15 protein-coding genes are annotated in these 14592 nt (G+C 52.5%); 4 read left to right on the top strand and 11 right to left on the bottom strand.

The genetic code is table 11. The annotated features are described in order from the left end of the window. Nucleotides 1-42: 42 nt before the first annotated feature. The 4 genes from EYC82_RS05385 to EYC82_RS05370 all read right to left on the bottom strand — a co-directional run bounded on the left by EYC82_RS05385 (nt 43) and on the right by EYC82_RS05370 (nt 4018). A complete protein-coding gene (locus tag EYC82_RS05385; RefSeq protein ID WP_279248521.1) occupies nt 43-1050 on the bottom strand; it encodes a glycosyltransferase in 1008 nt (335 codons plus the stop codon). 105 nt (nt 1051-1155) lie between these two features. Then, on the bottom strand, nt 1156-2955 hold the full coding sequence (locus EYC82_RS05380) for an ABCB family ABC transporter ATP-binding protein/permease (protein WP_279248520.1): 1800 nt from the start codon (nt 2953-2955) through the stop codon (nt 1156-1158). 8 nt (nt 2956-2963) lie between these two features. Next, nucleotides 2964-3482: a nuclear transport factor 2 family protein gene (locus tag EYC82_RS05375; RefSeq protein WP_279248519.1), complete on the bottom strand. Its 519-nt coding sequence runs from the start codon at nt 3480-3482 to the stop codon at nt 2964-2966. Between the two features lie 2 nt (nt 3483-3484). After that, nucleotides 3485-4018 carry a nuclear transport factor 2 family protein gene (locus EYC82_RS05370; RefSeq protein WP_279248518.1) on the bottom strand — a complete coding sequence of 178 codons (534 nt, stop codon included), beginning with the start codon at nt 4016-4018 and terminating at the stop codon, nt 3485-3487. A 153-nt stretch (nt 4019-4171) separates the two neighbouring features. Between EYC82_RS05370 and EYC82_RS05365 the strand changes: the two genes are divergently transcribed. From EYC82_RS05365 to EYC82_RS05355, 3 genes are read left to right on the top strand one after another with little or no spacing between them, the layout of a single operon-like run. Further along, on the top strand, nt 4172-5566 hold the full coding sequence (locus tag EYC82_RS05365; protein ID WP_279248517.1) for an aromatic ring-hydroxylating oxygenase subunit alpha: 1395 nt from the start codon (nt 4172-4174) through the stop codon (nt 5564-5566). 3 nt (nt 5567-5569) lie between these two features. Further along, complete coding sequence (locus tag EYC82_RS05360) at nt 5570-5890, top strand: Rieske (2Fe-2S) protein (RefSeq protein WP_279248516.1); 321 nt, start codon at nt 5570-5572, stop codon at nt 5888-5890. Between the two features lie 11 nt (nt 5891-5901). After that, nucleotides 5902-7242 (top strand): aromatic ring-hydroxylating oxygenase subunit alpha, encoded by a 1341-nt coding sequence (locus tag EYC82_RS05355; protein WP_279248515.1) that lies wholly within the window; start codon nt 5902-5904, stop codon nt 7240-7242. Nucleotides 7243-7266: 24 nt separating this feature from the next. On the opposite strand, the gene EYC82_RS05350 is transcribed toward EYC82_RS05355, so the two are convergent. The 4 genes from EYC82_RS05350 to EYC82_RS05335 all read right to left on the bottom strand — a co-directional run bounded on the left by EYC82_RS05350 (nt 7267) and on the right by EYC82_RS05335 (nt 11246). Continuing rightward, on the bottom strand, nt 7267-8415 hold the full coding sequence (locus EYC82_RS05350; RefSeq protein WP_279248514.1) for an aromatic ring-hydroxylating oxygenase subunit alpha: 1149 nt from the start codon (nt 8413-8415) through the stop codon (nt 7267-7269). A 90-nt stretch (nt 8416-8505) separates the two neighbouring features. After that, complete coding sequence (locus EYC82_RS05345; RefSeq protein WP_279248513.1) at nt 8506-9693, bottom strand: acyl-CoA dehydrogenase family protein; 1188 nt, start codon at nt 9691-9693, stop codon at nt 8506-8508. Between the two features lie 22 nt (nt 9694-9715). Continuing rightward, complete coding sequence (locus tag EYC82_RS05340; RefSeq protein ID WP_279248512.1) at nt 9716-10483, bottom strand: ThuA domain-containing protein; 768 nt, start codon at nt 10481-10483, stop codon at nt 9716-9718. A 1-nt stretch (nt 10484) separates the two neighbouring features. Then, the gene (locus EYC82_RS05335; protein ID WP_279248511.1) at nt 10485-11246 is read right to left on the bottom strand and encodes an SDR family NAD(P)-dependent oxidoreductase; all 762 of its coding nucleotides are present in this window, start codon (nt 11244-11246) and stop codon (nt 10485-10487) included. Between the two features lie 282 nt (nt 11247-11528). Between EYC82_RS05335 and EYC82_RS05330 the strand changes: the two genes are divergently transcribed. Next, nucleotides 11529-12560, top strand: a complete 1032-nt coding sequence (locus EYC82_RS05330; RefSeq protein WP_279248510.1) for an alcohol dehydrogenase catalytic domain-containing protein — start codon at nt 11529-11531, stop codon at nt 12558-12560. A 21-nt stretch (nt 12561-12581) separates the two neighbouring features. Here the strand turns inward: EYC82_RS05330 and EYC82_RS05325 are convergent, their stop codons facing one another. The 3 genes from EYC82_RS05325 to EYC82_RS05315 are packed head-to-tail and all read right to left on the bottom strand — an operon-like array spanning nt 12582 to nt 14528. Continuing rightward, nucleotides 12582-13451, bottom strand: a complete 870-nt coding sequence (locus EYC82_RS05325) for an SDR family oxidoreductase (protein WP_279248509.1) — start codon at nt 13449-13451, stop codon at nt 12582-12584. A 39-nt stretch (nt 13452-13490) separates the two neighbouring features. Then, complete coding sequence (locus tag EYC82_RS05320; protein WP_279248508.1) at nt 13491-13673, bottom strand: hypothetical protein; 183 nt, start codon at nt 13671-13673, stop codon at nt 13491-13493. A gap of 51 nt (nt 13674-13724) precedes the next feature. Then, nucleotides 13725-14528, bottom strand: a complete 804-nt coding sequence (locus EYC82_RS05315) for a hypothetical protein (protein ID WP_279248507.1) — start codon at nt 14526-14528, stop codon at nt 13725-13727. Between the last annotated feature and the right edge of the window lie 64 nt (nt 14529-14592).

Below are 14592 nucleotides of genomic sequence, written 5' to 3'. Positions count from 1 at the left end.
AATGCATAGCTCACCAGGCACGTGATAGCCAATCAAGATACTCTATTGACACAATGCAACGACAAGCGCGTTGCGAAACTCTCGATCATTAAACTCATACCATGATCTGGCAGATTCGCCGAGGTGCGATATTTGAGCCTCAGTCATCGTGAGTATCTTGTGCACCTTATCTTTCAAGTCGTCAGGATTGACAAAAAAACTTTCACCCGCGCATTGCGGTGTAGAGCGAGAGTAGCCGACTAATATGCCTCGGTCCGGGGCAATGAGTTCGTTCATGGGTGGGGCGTTGGTTGTTAGTGTTAACGCACGACAACTCATGGCTTCCGCGATACAGTGACCGAAACCCTCGGCCTCGGAGGGGCAGAGGTGGATTCGGTGGCTGTTTTGCAGATGCTTTAGATTTGTATCATCCACATGTTCCAAAATGTGGTCTATATTTGACGCCTTAACAGGCGTCACGCTGGATTGATGATAAGTTTTGGCGTTTTGCACAACGCTAAGCGTAGGCCATTCTGGATGTTGCTGCCACAAGTCTGTGAGCGCCCTAGTTCCTTTTTGCCAGCTTCGCCCTGCAAGATGCAGGCACGCCTTGTCATGGCGCCGTGTCACGTCGCTTTCTAGTCGGTCGTCTGATGTAAAGCTGATGAAGACGCAGTTGCTGCCCATTGCCTCATATATGGAGACTGCATTGCGCGTTTTACACAGGACACGATCAATACCGGTTAAGTGTTTTCGCTGATTCGGCTTGAACCATTCAGGGTTGGGAAGAAAAAAATTTTTAGACGCAAACCCAAACAGTCCAGGCACGATGTCTTCAATAAAAAGGTTAATGTCGTAGGGAGTATTATCTCTATGGTGCCGTTGGAAAATAGTTTTTCCGCGATTCCTGATGCGGTGATAAATTCTGCGGTTCAGAACAGGGGCCTCACGGACTGATTGCCCGTTGAGCGTGATATCAAATTCATCGGGAGACAGAGCGCTCACGAGAATATCTACATCTCGACTGAGCCCTCCGCCATTGTGCCAGGCAACGATATTAATTTTTTTCATTTTTTAAAATGTTATCAACAATAAGCGGGCGAAGAGTGATTCAGCTCGATGCTCGAGTTAAAGATTCACGGTGTCAAGTAATGGTTTATCACCGTATCCTTCGGATTAGTGCTCCAAGGCTTTTTGTTGATCCTCTTTTTGTTGGGTCAGCCAAAGCATGGCATACACGCCGCTTCGAGCAATCAGTTGCTTGTGGGTACCTTGCTCTATCACGCGCCCCTGGTCCAAAACCACAATTTTATCTGCGTCTACAACCGTGGAAAGTCGATGGGCGATAACCATGCTGGTGTGCCCGCGTGCGACCTCCTTAAGCGCTTGGAGAATGGCTTGTTCTGACTTGCTGTCCAGCGAGGATGTTGCCTCGTCGAACACCAGAACGGGCGAGCGTTTCAGGATAGTTCTAGCGATAGCGACACGTTGTTTCTCGCCGCCGGAGAGTTTCAGCCCTCTTTCACCTACGGCAGTGTTGTAACCGTCGGGCAATTGCGCGATGAACGAATCCAGATGCGCCAGGCGTATCGCGTTCAACACCTCCTCGTCAGGCGCCTCCGGCCTGCCATAGCGCACGTTTTCGAGGATACTATCGTTAAATAGCACTGTGTCCTGCGGTACGATTCCTATCATGCTGCGCAGAGATTGCTTGCTGACCTTGCTAATGTCTTTTCCGCCGATAGTAATTTCGCCCGAATTCAGGTCGTAAAATCTGAACAACAGTTTGACCAGAGTGGATTTACCCGCGCCGCTGGCGCCTACTATCGCGACCTTTTCGTTAGGATTGATGGTGAAATTGACTCGCTCAAGTATGTTTCGATCAGGCCCGTAAGAGAAACAGACATCCTTGAATTCAATAGCGGCTGATTCATGAGGCAGCTCGCTCGCGTCAGGCAAGTCGACTACGCTGGTGCTGACCTCTAAAAGCCCCAACATGCGCTCAATATTGGCCATTGAGCCCTTTATCTCACGGTACACGAAACCGAGGAAATTGAGTGGAAGGAATAACTGGATCATGAAGGCGTTGATTAGCACAAAGTCACCGATGGTCATTGCTCCCCCGGCGACCTTGTGAGCTGCCAGCCACATCATCAGCGTCATCGCAGTGGCAATAATAAGGGCCTGTCCCCCGTTAAGCGAGAAAAGCGAGAGGCGATTCTTGCGCCGGGCAGTTTCCCACCGTTCCAGTTCGAAATCGTAGCGTTTAGCTTCGAATTCTTCATTGGTGAAGTATTTAACCGTCTCAAAATTCAGCAGGCTGTCTACCGCGCGTGTATTGGTTGCAGAATCGGCCTCATTGGCCTCACGCACGAATCGAGTTCGCCATTCAGTAGCGACTACAGAAAACCAGACATAGCCGAGCACTGCAATTAGCGTGATTAATGCGAAGCCCCAGCCATAGTTGTACAAAAGGATTCCCACGACCAGAAAAATTTCTATGAAGGTAGGCACGATATTAAAAATGAAAAATCGCATCAGGAAACTGATTCCTGTGGTGCCTCTTTCGATGTCCCGCGATAGACCTCCTGTGCGTCGGTTCAGGTGAAATTCGAGATCAAGATTGTGCAGGTGCACGAATACGGAGAGCCCGAGCTTTCGCATTGCCCGCTCGGTAACGCGCCCGAAGACTGTGTCGCGTAGCTCACCCAGCAACACATTAGCGAACCGGGCGAAGCCGTATATGAAAACCAGCGTCATCGGCACCGCAATAAGTTTACCGCCGTCCGTTTCCAGTGCATCGACAATATATTTGAGTATAAACGGACCGACTACATTGGCTAGCTTGGCTAGGATCAGGCAGCCGAGAGCCACATATACTCTGGCCCGATGTTCCATGAGATAGGGCCATATGATGCGGATCACATGCCAATTGATTTTTTGTTTGAGGTCGACCTCATAGTTGCCGTGTTGCATGTTATAACCTAGCTACGACGACGATCAGTGCGCTGGTAGACACGGTCGTTTTGGCGACCACCCCGGTAACAGTCAGGCGCCATATCAAAGTAGCTGTCTACTGCGGGCTGGGTCCTGCTCCAGTCGACTATTTCGCTACGGTAGGCGAATTTCCAGACCCCGTCACGTTTCTCATAACGGTCGAGGTAACGGCCAGCAATAATGACCTCCTCAAAGCCCGCTCCCGTCTCTGCTTTGATCTTATGATAGGCATGAAAATAAATTTCGCCATAGGCCTCGTCACCTTCCAGCTCAATCAGTACATTGCCGATCATGTGCTGATTAGCGTGATGATCCTGAAGCGCACTGAGGGCAAACTTTATAAATTCGCCTGCAGTGCCCTCTGTAAAGCCGTAGTCGCACCACGCATCATCGAAAAAAACATCACGCAGTAGATTTTCGTCTAAACGATCCAGTCCGCGCATATACCGGCAGGAGAGCTCGTAGATTTCCTGCTTATCAACCAGCGCTTGAATCTTGTCGCCCATGCTTATGTTTCTCCTGATCTAAGAAAAGAGTATAGCGGGTCGCTATCTCGACGCGTCCCTTTGGCCAAAGCATCGAAGGCTTCGCTGTTGCGCTCGTCGACAACCGGGTGGCGCTTGATCCAGTCGACCACGACTTGCCGATGCAGAATTTTCCACTGGTTACTGCGTTTTTCCATTTTGTCGAGGTAGCGTCCGTAAAACAATAACTCTTCCTTGGCGCCCGGCAGCAGGTGGCCCGCGTGAACGCAGCTTTCGCAGAGAGCTGAGCTGCCTGACAACTCTATCAGCGTATTGCTCAGGCTGTGTCGAGTCAGCTCGTATTGTTGTGACAGGGCGCCTATCACCAACTCAGCGAAGACGTGGGCATTGCCCTTGTAGCTGCCATAGTCAACCTCAGACTCGGGCCAGTACGCGTCGCGAAGTGCCACCGCATCGAGGCGATCCAATCCTCGACTGTGCAGATAGAGCGTGTCTGCGATGGCGAGGCGGTCTGCGGTCTGCTGCGTTATCGAGATATTACTGTTTTCACCTGGCATGTAATAAGTCTCTGTTCTGTTCAAAAAGACACCACGCACTTGCATTGCAGGTGCGAAGGCGTACATACTTAAAAAAACAAGCAGACCTGATTGTATTATCGGCGCGCTACCCATGTCTATCGCGTCCATACATCCAGAGAGTGTCACATCGCTATGCCAAAACAGCAAAAACCAATTCCGGGGCAGGCCAGGGCCAGCGGCCCTAGCGTACTGGACACCCTGTCAGCCGATAGTATAGCGCCGCCCGACCCGTTACTGGATAGTCAGTATGAATTCCTCGGGGATGGCGATATCCCCTTCGAAAGATATACCTCGGAATCCTACCGCCAGCGCGAGGTGCGCGAATTATGGTCCCGCAGTTGGCAGTGGGCCTGCCGCGAGGAACACCTGCCCGACGTGGGGGATACCTATACCTATGATATCGGTCCCTACTCGGTCATCGTGGTTCGTTCCAAACCCGATACCATACAGGCCTTCCTGAACTCCTGTACACACCGGGGTACGCGTATCCTGGGAGGGCAGGGCAGTGGCTATGGCGCTGCGTTTACCTGCCCATTCCACGGCTGGTCCTGGGAGCTGGACGGCTCTATCCGAAATATTCCAGGTCGCTGGGATTTTCCCCATGTCTGCAACGAGACGCATGACCTGCAGGCCGTCAACTGCCAACTTTGGGGAGGGTTCGTTTTTATCAATCTTGATCTGGACGCGAAGCCTCTGGCAAGTTACCTGGATATCCTGCCCCAGCACTTCCAACATTTCCCTCTAGAGCGCCGTCGAATCAAGGTGCATGTGCAGAAGACGCTACCTGCGAACTGGAAGGCGGCTCAGGAGGCGTTCATGGAGGCCTACCATAATTTTGAAACGCATGATTCCCCCAATGGAGGAAATACCCAGTACGATGTGTTCGGCAAGTACGTCAGCCGATTTATCCATAATATTGGTAATTACAGCCCGGAATCCCTGCAGGATTATCCCGGAGATAAATGGCGGAGACCCGCGCTGACGGAGGACGAGCAGTTGGCATTCCTTAGCGTATTTAATCTTGAATATGGTGCGGTTCCCGAGGGCGGTTCCGCCCGGGAGATTGCGGCACAAAAACTGCGGGACTATTTCGGCGAGAGTCTCGGCATCGATTTCTCCGAGGTCAGCGAATGTCTGATGCTGGACTCTATAGAATATCACCTGTTTCCCAACATGTTTTTTTTCGCAGGTATCAATGTGCCTATGGTGTATCGTTTTCGCCCCAATGGAGAAGACGTGGAAAGCAGTATTTTTGATCTCTTCATACTCGAGCCGTTATCAGAGGGGGAGCCGCATCCAGAGCCACCCGAACCTCATTTTCTCGATGTAGAGCAGTCCTATACCGAAGTTAAAGAGCTGGGTTGGTTAGCCCCCGTCTATGATGAAGACACAGGTAATCTCGATCTGCAGCAGAAAGGGTTCAAGACCAGTCGCAAGACCGGCCTTACATTGGGTAATTATCAGGAAGCGAGGATTCGTCGCGTGCACTTGACGCTGGATGAATTCATGCCTGAAACAGGAGAATAGCCATTGGACAATAAATCGGCTCATCGCCTTGCTTCCGTCCGTGATATTGATCCCGGTAAGACACTGTGTGTTGAGGTAGACGGCAGAGAAATATTGATTTGCCACACCAAGAAGGGTTTTTTCGCGGTGGATAATTTGTGTAGTCATGCCGCTGCGCGCCTTTGTGAAGGAAAACTGAAGGGGCAAAAAATACTGTGCCCCCTGCACGGGGCTGCATTTGATGTTAGGGACGGTAGCGCACTGACGCGACCCGCGTCGACACAGATTGACACCTTTCCAATCAGGGTGGCAGGTGACGATATTATTCTTGTCTCAGATTCATAGGACGTATATTCATGCCACAGACTACAGTTGAAGAAGCTTTTTCTGATGGAATGGCACCGCGTACTGTGACCAGAGCGACTCTGGATAAGCGAGACTATATATCGGAGGCTTCGCGACAGGCTGAATGGGAGGGTATCTGGACCCGCTGTTGGTTATTTTCGGGCCTTGTTTCAGACCTGGAAGACAGTGGCGATTATTTTGTTTACCCCCTCGGACGAGAGTCAGTTGTAGTTTTAAAAGATGAGCAGGGTGATATCCGGGCGTTTTATAATGTTTGTCAGCACCGCGGCAACCGGATTTTTACCAGTGAGAGCGGCTCGATACAGCACGTCGTATGCCCCTACCACGGCTGGCGCTACGGCCTTGACGGACTCTTACGGGAGATTCCAGACGAGCAGCGGTTCTGCCCTGAAGTTGACAGATCTCAGCGCTCGCTAAAACCCGTGAAGCTTGCGGTGTGGGCTGGGCTGATTTGGATCAATATGGATCCTGACGCGGCTTCGCTTGAGGATTATCTTGGTTCTATTATGCAAAATCTTGAGCCTTACCATTTTGAAAGAATGGTTCTTGCGAAGCATCAGACCGTTCACCTCGATGCAAACTGGAAAACCGTGAGAGACAATTTTCTCGAGCAATACCATGTCGACTTTATACACCCTCAGCACGCAAGTTTTGTCGACTGCTGTAACTCCGAAAACGTGCTCTGGCCTTATGGGCATTCCGCGACCATGGTCGAAGGTTTTGTGACCAACTCTCGCTACCCGACACCGGAGGAGACACCAGAACACCTCGTAATGGCGCTGAGGTCACTCGGGATGGACCCAGCGGAATTTACGGGTCGAGTGGCCGACATTCGAAAGGCAGTGCAGGCGCGTAAGCGGGAACTGGGTCCGGAGCTGGGGTTTGATTATTCGGAATTTAGCGACAGTCAGATAACCGATGTCTGGCAATACGATATCTTCCCCAACACGTTTATGACTATTACCGCGGAGGAGGTTTGGGTTTATGGCCCCCGGCCCGATGCTACCGATCCTGACCGCTGCTATTTTGACAAATGGACTATTAGCATTCCCCGGGAGCAGGGCTGTGACCTGAAACGTAAGTTGACCTTAAATCCCCGCTTGGTGGCGTCTATCGATGACGAAAGGCCACAACACGAGGTGTTTACAGCGGCGGATGTGATTGCGGAGAAACACACACTGACGATCACACTGGACCAGGATATCTACTATCTGGCGGATATGCAGGCAGGTATGCATTCAAGGGGTTTTGAATGTGCCGTTCTGAATGAGGACGAGGTACGCGTGCAGCACTTTCATGACTGGGTTGAGTATTATGTTAGCCAGCACTGAATGGTGACGGATCGCTCGATAGTGCTAGGACAACACATCGTGCAGCTGTCGATGCATATTTTGTACCCCCGGCTCATTGCGGCCCACCAGGACTTTGCGCTCTATACCTGCCTGGAGCCCCCGGTTGATCTTGTCTACCAGTGAGTAGTCCTCCGCAACAGCGACATCATTAATCATCTGGAAGTATTCTTCATAGCCTTGCCGTTCCTCAGATGTTTTAGGCTCTGCTGGCAAAAACATACTGTGATAAACCACAGAGCGGTCGGGAGCGATGGGATAGACGCGCCAGGTCTGAAAGTGGTCGTTCACGACAAAGATCACGGTGTTGGGAAATAGGAAGTTAACGTAGGAGCTGTATTCCCTTGGCTCCCACTGATCCTCCGGGATGTCCTTGAGTTCATTAATGGCCAGTGATGGTGAGCCCATGGAGTGATTGCGTTCGTATTGCTTGTAGTGGGCCGTATTGCTGTAGGCCATGGTGGCAATAGATTCGGGGTGTAAGAATTCGAAGTGATAGTACTCGTGGAAGGTGTCCATATTAAGCTTCCAGCTGAAATTAGTGAAAACCTGTTTTGCACCCAGATAGTAATGGTCTTCGAAGCCAAAGCCTGACAAGCGCTCCTGAATGCCGCCCAGAACTTCGTCTATATTAAAGGTCATATCGGGATTGGGCATCACAAATACCATGCCATATTTTTCCTGCACATCCAGTGTTCGCAGGCCCAGCGTATCGCGATCGATGGAGTCAAACCCCTCGTTGCCAAATGGTACGCCAATCAATTTCCCCTCCAGATCGTAACTCCAGCCATGATAGGGACATGAAAACATGCGCCCTTTCTTTGCCTTGCCATGATCGCATTCATTGAGAGGAGCACCGCGGTGGGAGCAGATATTTACAAATGCTTTCAGGCTGGCGTCATCTTGCCTGACTATGAGTATAGGAATACCCGTATCGTCGAATGCAAAGTAATCTCCCGGCTCGGGGAGTATGCAGCTGGGACCTGCAAACTGCGGATAGTTACGAAAAAGTTCAATTTTTTCACGCTCGAATAAAGCGGGGTCCGTGTACTCACTGACATCGATTTCCATCACACTGTCGGCCAGCGTGGTGGTGTTCCGCGCGACAAGATCCAGCAGAATCTTTACTTCTTCAACCAGGTGTTGCCGCTGCATTGCCTCTCTCCCGCAGTGTCATGGCTGCTTGTGACTGTATATCCTTGGTAGGCGTGTCTGCTATCACGTGCGCGCTACACACACGCAACGTTACAGCCCGAGAACCATTTTGGCGATAATGTTTCTTTGTACTTCCTGTGATCCGCCAAAAATCGACGCGGCCCTGTTATTGAGGTACCGCGGGACGACCGAGCTGATGTAATCCGCACGCACCGGATTCCCCTCGGGAATCGGGTTCATCTCAAAGCCGGTGTAGCCCAGCACTTCGACCGCCATCTCGTTCACTTCCTGTTCAAGACGGACTGCAGACAGCTTCATAATGGAAGACTCGGGGCCAGGGTTACCGCCACCGCTGACCGAGGACAGGATGCGTAATTCAGTAATCTCCAGCGCCTTTAAATCGATCTCAACCCGGGAGACTCTTCGCTCGAGGTCGTGGCTACTGTCAAAGTGTGGATTGTTTCTACTGGCATCACGCATCAGTTCGCGCAACCCGTTAATCTCGTGACGAATACGGTGGGCGCTGAAACCGCCGCCACGCTCAAACTCGAGGAGGTACTTGGCATAGGACCAGCCTTGATTTTCTTCACCGATACGATTTGATTGAGGCACTCGAACATTATCGAAGAAGACCTGATTGACCTCGTGATCGCCAGCCATGGTGATGATTGGTTCTACGGTAACCCCGTCGGTATCCATGTCGATTAGCAGGAAGCTGATACCGGCCTGCGGTTTGACACTGTTATCTGTTCTGACCAGGCAAAAAATATGATCAGCGAGATGCGCATGAGTCGTCCAAATTTTAGAGCCGTTGACGATATAGTCATCGCCATCGGCGTCCGCCTTCAGCTTCAGACTGGCTAGGTCGGAACCTGCGCTCGGTTCAGAGTAGCCCTGGCACCAATAGTGCTCGCCGCTGAGAATTTTTGGCAGGTATTCTGCTTTCTGTTCCTCTGTGCCAAATGCCATGATAACCGGTGCAAGCATTAACAATCCGAGAGGAATGAGCATGGGTGCGCCGGCTTGGTAGCACTCCCTGCTAAAGATATACTTCTGAGTGGGTGACCAACCTGTGCCGCCATGCTCGGTCGGCCACTGGGGCACGGCCCAGCCTTTGTCTACCAGAATGGCCTGCCATTCAAGTGCGATGTCGGTCTCAACGAACACGCTGCCGTTATTGGCAGTACCGTCGACAATATGTTGTGGCAGATTTTCCTGCAGAAACTGGCGAACGTCTTGTTGAAAAGCCAGTTCTTCCTCGGTGAAATTCAGATTCATGATATCAACTCAAGTTTGGTTTTCAGGCCGCTTCCATCGCCCACACAATTCCGCGACGTAATACCTCGTAGAACTCGTCGCTTTTCCAGGCCCCCTCCTCAGGCACCGGGTACTCCTCTACCAGTGGCTGCATATCGTACTTTCCGCGGCAGTGGCCAAGAGTAAAGTACAGCACCTGACCCTTACCGTAGGGGTGAATGTAAAGAACAGGCTGTATGTCCGTACCTTTTTGCCAGTCGTTCCTCACGAAGCCTTCGACAGGACCGTCCCAGACGCAGTGCATTAGCGTTTGGTGCTCCCCGTGCATCTTGCACAGGTACATTTCATCATCCACGGTAAACGTGGGGATGTTTTTTACCAGCGGATGATCCGGTTCTGTAGCGTGCACCTGGTAAGGCTGGATAGGGGGGTGGGACATGAACTGGCTACCGAGGACTTCCATGAACGGCGTATTCTCTTCGGGACAGTCCACCCGCATACTGCCATCCTCGGCGGGCTCAAGAAAGCGCAGTATCGAGTTAGTACCATGCAGGGCAAACCATTTTTTGCCACTGTCCACAAACTCGATCAGGCGTTTTGTCTCTGACTCGGAGGGAATGACATCGCAGGTGTAGGTAATCAGGAAATCACTATCACAGATAGTGCTGATATCGCTGTAATCGCTACCCACCTGCACCTTGATTCGGGATTGCTCCGCGAGCAGTTTGAGAATTTCCAACCGGGCGTAGTCAATATTGTGATACTTACCCCCGGCCACGAGGTATACGTCTATGCGGTCCGACTTACTCATTTTATAGCTGTACCCGCTTTGTGAAGCCGCCATCCGCGACCAGATTCACTCCGGTGATCAGGCTCGCAGCGGGGCTTGCGAGGAAAGCCACCGCGTTAGCAATTTCCTCGGCGGTGCCAAAGCGGCCCTGGGGAATTTGGGCCAGCGTGCCTTCATAAAGGTCGGACATGTTTTCCTTGATGAATTCCCAGGCGCCGCCCTCAATGAAGATCGGGCCGGGGGACACACAGTTGACTCGAATACCAGTGGCTGCGAGAGCCTGGCTCAATTGTTTGCCGTGTATGACCAGCGCCCCTTTAATAGCATTGTAGGGTTGAGGGCCCATAAAGGTCTCAACACCAGCGGTGCTGGAGATGATCACGATAGACGCAGCATCTGACTTTTCCAAAAATGGCATAGCCGCCTCGATTCCGCGGGTGGTGCCAAAGACGTCAACGTTTAAGGCATTTTCCCAACCTTCTTCGCTCATGTTGCCGCCACCGGCACTGACGTTCGGTACAAAGATATCGATACCGCCCAGCTCGCCGGCCGCAGCGGCCACCCAGGCCTGGTAGGCGTCTTTGTCAGCTACGTCGACGACTGCACCGGTCACTTTGACACCTTTGGCGCCAAGCTCGGAAACGGCACTGTCGACTTCCTCCTGGTTGCGCGAGCAGATGGCGATGTCTGCGCCCTCATCCGCGAGCAGGTTGGCGATAGCGCGGCCGATGCCGCGTGTGGAGCCGGTGACGATTGCTTTTTTTCCAGATAATCCGAGATCCATGCTGTTCTCCATTGTGACTGTATTAGTGTGCGCCGGCCAAGAGACGGGTAGGCCCCGAAAGCCACTGAGTCAGGCGTCCCGCCGTGCCGTTTCAGCTTGAAAAGCAAGTTATCAAACCGCCTGTAAAAAAACAATCAGATTTGACTGTTTATTTTCTATCCGATAGGGTGGGCAACCACAGATGCGCTGTGCCAGGCCGCTTTTTAAGGCCTTTTACACAGTGCGTCGGCGCTAATTACACTAGAATTTTCCCCGTCATGGGCGTGAATGCGAGGTCAGGTGATGAAGGCTGCAGTTTTTAAGGAAGTAGGCAAACCCCTTGACGTTGAGATCGTCGATGATCCCACGCCGGACCCCTCGGAGCTGGTGCTAAAAGTGAGCTACTGCGGAGTTTGTGGCACAGATCTCCACGCCACCCGAGAAGGTCTGACCACCGCCTGCTGTGGCCAGATTCTCGGACACGAATATGTTGGAGAGATCGCCGAGGTAGGCCCGGAGGCCGAGGGCGATTGGGAAGTCGGAGATCGTATTTGTGCACTGCCGTTTATCGCCTGCGGCACCTGCCTGCCGTGTGCAGCGGGTCGCTTTTTTGAATGCGAGGAAAAGAAAGTGTCCGGGGTGAATGACCAGGGCGGCTTTGCGGAGTATGTGACGACAGGTAGCCGTGAAAGCGTGCGGCTGCCCGATAGTTTGGATCTGCAGACTGCGGCGCTGGTGGAACCTCTTGCAGTAGGCATTCACGCGGTGCGTATTGCCGATGTGAAGGCGGGGAGTCGTATTTTGATCATTGGCGCGGGTCCTATTGGCCTGACAGTTGCTCAGTGGTGCCACTTCTTTGGCGCGCGGGACATTATTGTCAGTGAGCTTGCAGAGGTCCGTGTTGAATTAGCTCGCAAGATGGGGGCAACAGGGGTGATCAAGCCCGATATCAAAAAGGGGGCGGAAGACTTGCTCGAGCAGTTCATTGACGTGGCTGGCGGGCCGCCCGATGTGATTTTCGAGTGTGTGGGAGCGCCAGGCCTTTTGCAGCAGTGTATCGAGATTGCGCCCTACGGCAGCAAGATTATCCCCGTGGGTGTCTGCGAACAGCCGGATGCAATCATGCCTTTCTTTGGACTGGTAAAAGAGCTGAATATTCAGTTCGCCATAGCCTACACGCTGGACGACTTTGAAACTTCGGTAGCGATGTTGGCGAACCAGCGTATCGACGTGGCGCCGATGATTACCGACATTATTTCACTGGAAGAGCTGCCACAGGCGTTTGAAGCGCTCAAGACGCCGACTTCTCAATGCAAGGTACTGGCAAAGCTCTAGGCCGCTGTCCGCAGACTGCTGTCAGTCCCGGTAATACTCGACACCGACGATATCTTTCCAACCATCGGCGAAGTTGTCGTAGTTGTCCCGGCAGAGCATGCTAACCCATGCCTCATCGCCCGCCTTCGTCCTGCCAGATGTTACCTCCACTGCGTCCTTGCCCACCGGAATACGGAAGGGCGCTTTGTCGTCGGTGATTGCGTTCTCAATGGCATCCGCCACGTCACTGGGCATAGCGGGCCGACCCAGTCCAAATTCGAAGAACCTCACCAGGCGTTTGACGTTCTCAGGGTAGAGTGGCGGTGTATCAGAGGCCTCTACTTTGGTCCACATAGGGGTCACCACGCAGCCGGGCTCGATAATAGTGACCCGTGCATTGAACTCTGCCATTTCCTGGGCAAGTGACTCGCAAAGCCCTTCCATGGCCCACTTGGAGGCAGAGTAGTGGGCGTGGCAGCCTGCCGCATAGCGACCGGCCAGCGAACCCACCATGATAATGTGTCCTGATTGCTGCTGGCGCATGATCGGAGTGACTGCCTGCAGCAGGCTTACGTTACCGAAGTAGTTGGTCTCAAAAATTTCCCGCACCGTGTCCAGTGCTGTCTCTTCAACAGAAGAGCCTGCACCGATTCCGGCGTTGGCAATCAGCACATCGAGCTGGCCACTGTCCTTGACGATAGTAGCAACAGCCTCTTTAATCGTGTCGGGCTTTACCAGATCCAGGCGTACGATTTTTGCGGACAGTTTTTCCTCGACGATTTTTTCTTTCAGTTCGGTCGCCGTGTCCGGATTGCGCACCGAGGCATATACGTCGTGGCCCTGACGGGAGAAGTGCAGGGCGGTTTCCTGCCCGATGCCAGTGCTGGCGCCGGTAACTAAGATGACGGACATGGTTTACCTCGTGGTAGTAATAGTCAGTTTAAGAATTCGTCAGGCCTGTTTGTGTCCTGCACCGCCTTTGTCCAGCACAGGTGCGTTCCCCTGGCGTGACTTGACGTCGAGTCGGTACTCGCACGTCAGGCAGCGACGCATACCTTGTCGCATGCTTTCATTTTGCGATTCCAGACGAGCATTCCTTTTACGCAGCGCTGCAACCTCCTGTCGCAGTTGCATAACGTTGCACTGCGTGGAGAAGAATTCCTTGAGTTGAACGAACATCGGGCCCTAGTTGGTCTGCCAGCTCATGCGAACAGTGCAGGAAGTCTCAGGAAGATGGGGCTCAAACTCCATCTTCAATCCGCCGCCCTCACCTTTAAATAAAGCCTCGAAGGGCCCTTTGCAGATGTGTAGGCATCCCTCTTCCGGCAACGCGTTGGGATTAGGGAGGCGATCAGCAGGGCCGCAGGTGTGCCACCCGCATTCGGGGATAAACATTTCGGTCAATCCCTGGGATGGATCGAATTGCGTGATGGTCGCAGGACCGGTGAGCCAGTGTGCCGGATTGAAGGTTTCAAACATGAACCTACTCCAGCGGCTTGGCTTTTTGGGGCCATCATTCGAAGCCTTGGCGGCTTTCTTGGCATTTTTATCGGACATGCTATTCATCATGTTGAGAAAATCAGCCGATGTTTCGTAGGACAGTGCAACAGAGGTGCCAATCACTATTTCTTCGAACTGCTTCTGGCTGTAGTATTTTCGCAGCTCGAGCAGTGCCCATTCGGCCTCACGGACGAAGTTGCCATAACGCTTGCGCCACTTTTCCCGCGGTGAGTCGTTCCAACGGATAATTTCGCGGCGCGACTTAATTTCATCGTAATCCCTGTCTACCTGCTCTTTATCTCCGGATAGACGAAGAATGGGGACGAAGGTATGGCTGACGATTGGCATGGCTTTTTTTACCAGCATCGTGTTCGACATCCACATGTCTATCCACGCCTGTGGTCCCCAGTTCGCGTAGAACCCCGCTGTATTTGGCGGCGCAACGCGGCCAGAGCGCTGGTCAGTAGAGATGATCGCTTCTTCGGACATACTACATCGCTCCATTGTTATTTAAGCGACTGGCTCGTCGCCGGTGTGTCACGAGTACGAACCG

The organism is Candidatus Marimicrobium litorale, from assembly GCF_026262645.1.
GTDB lineage: Bacteria > Pseudomonadota > Gammaproteobacteria > Pseudomonadales > Halieaceae > Marimicrobium > Marimicrobium litorale.
The sequence above is the reverse complement of the archived record's forward strand: the minus strand, read 5'-3'. Positions and strand labels throughout refer to the sequence as shown.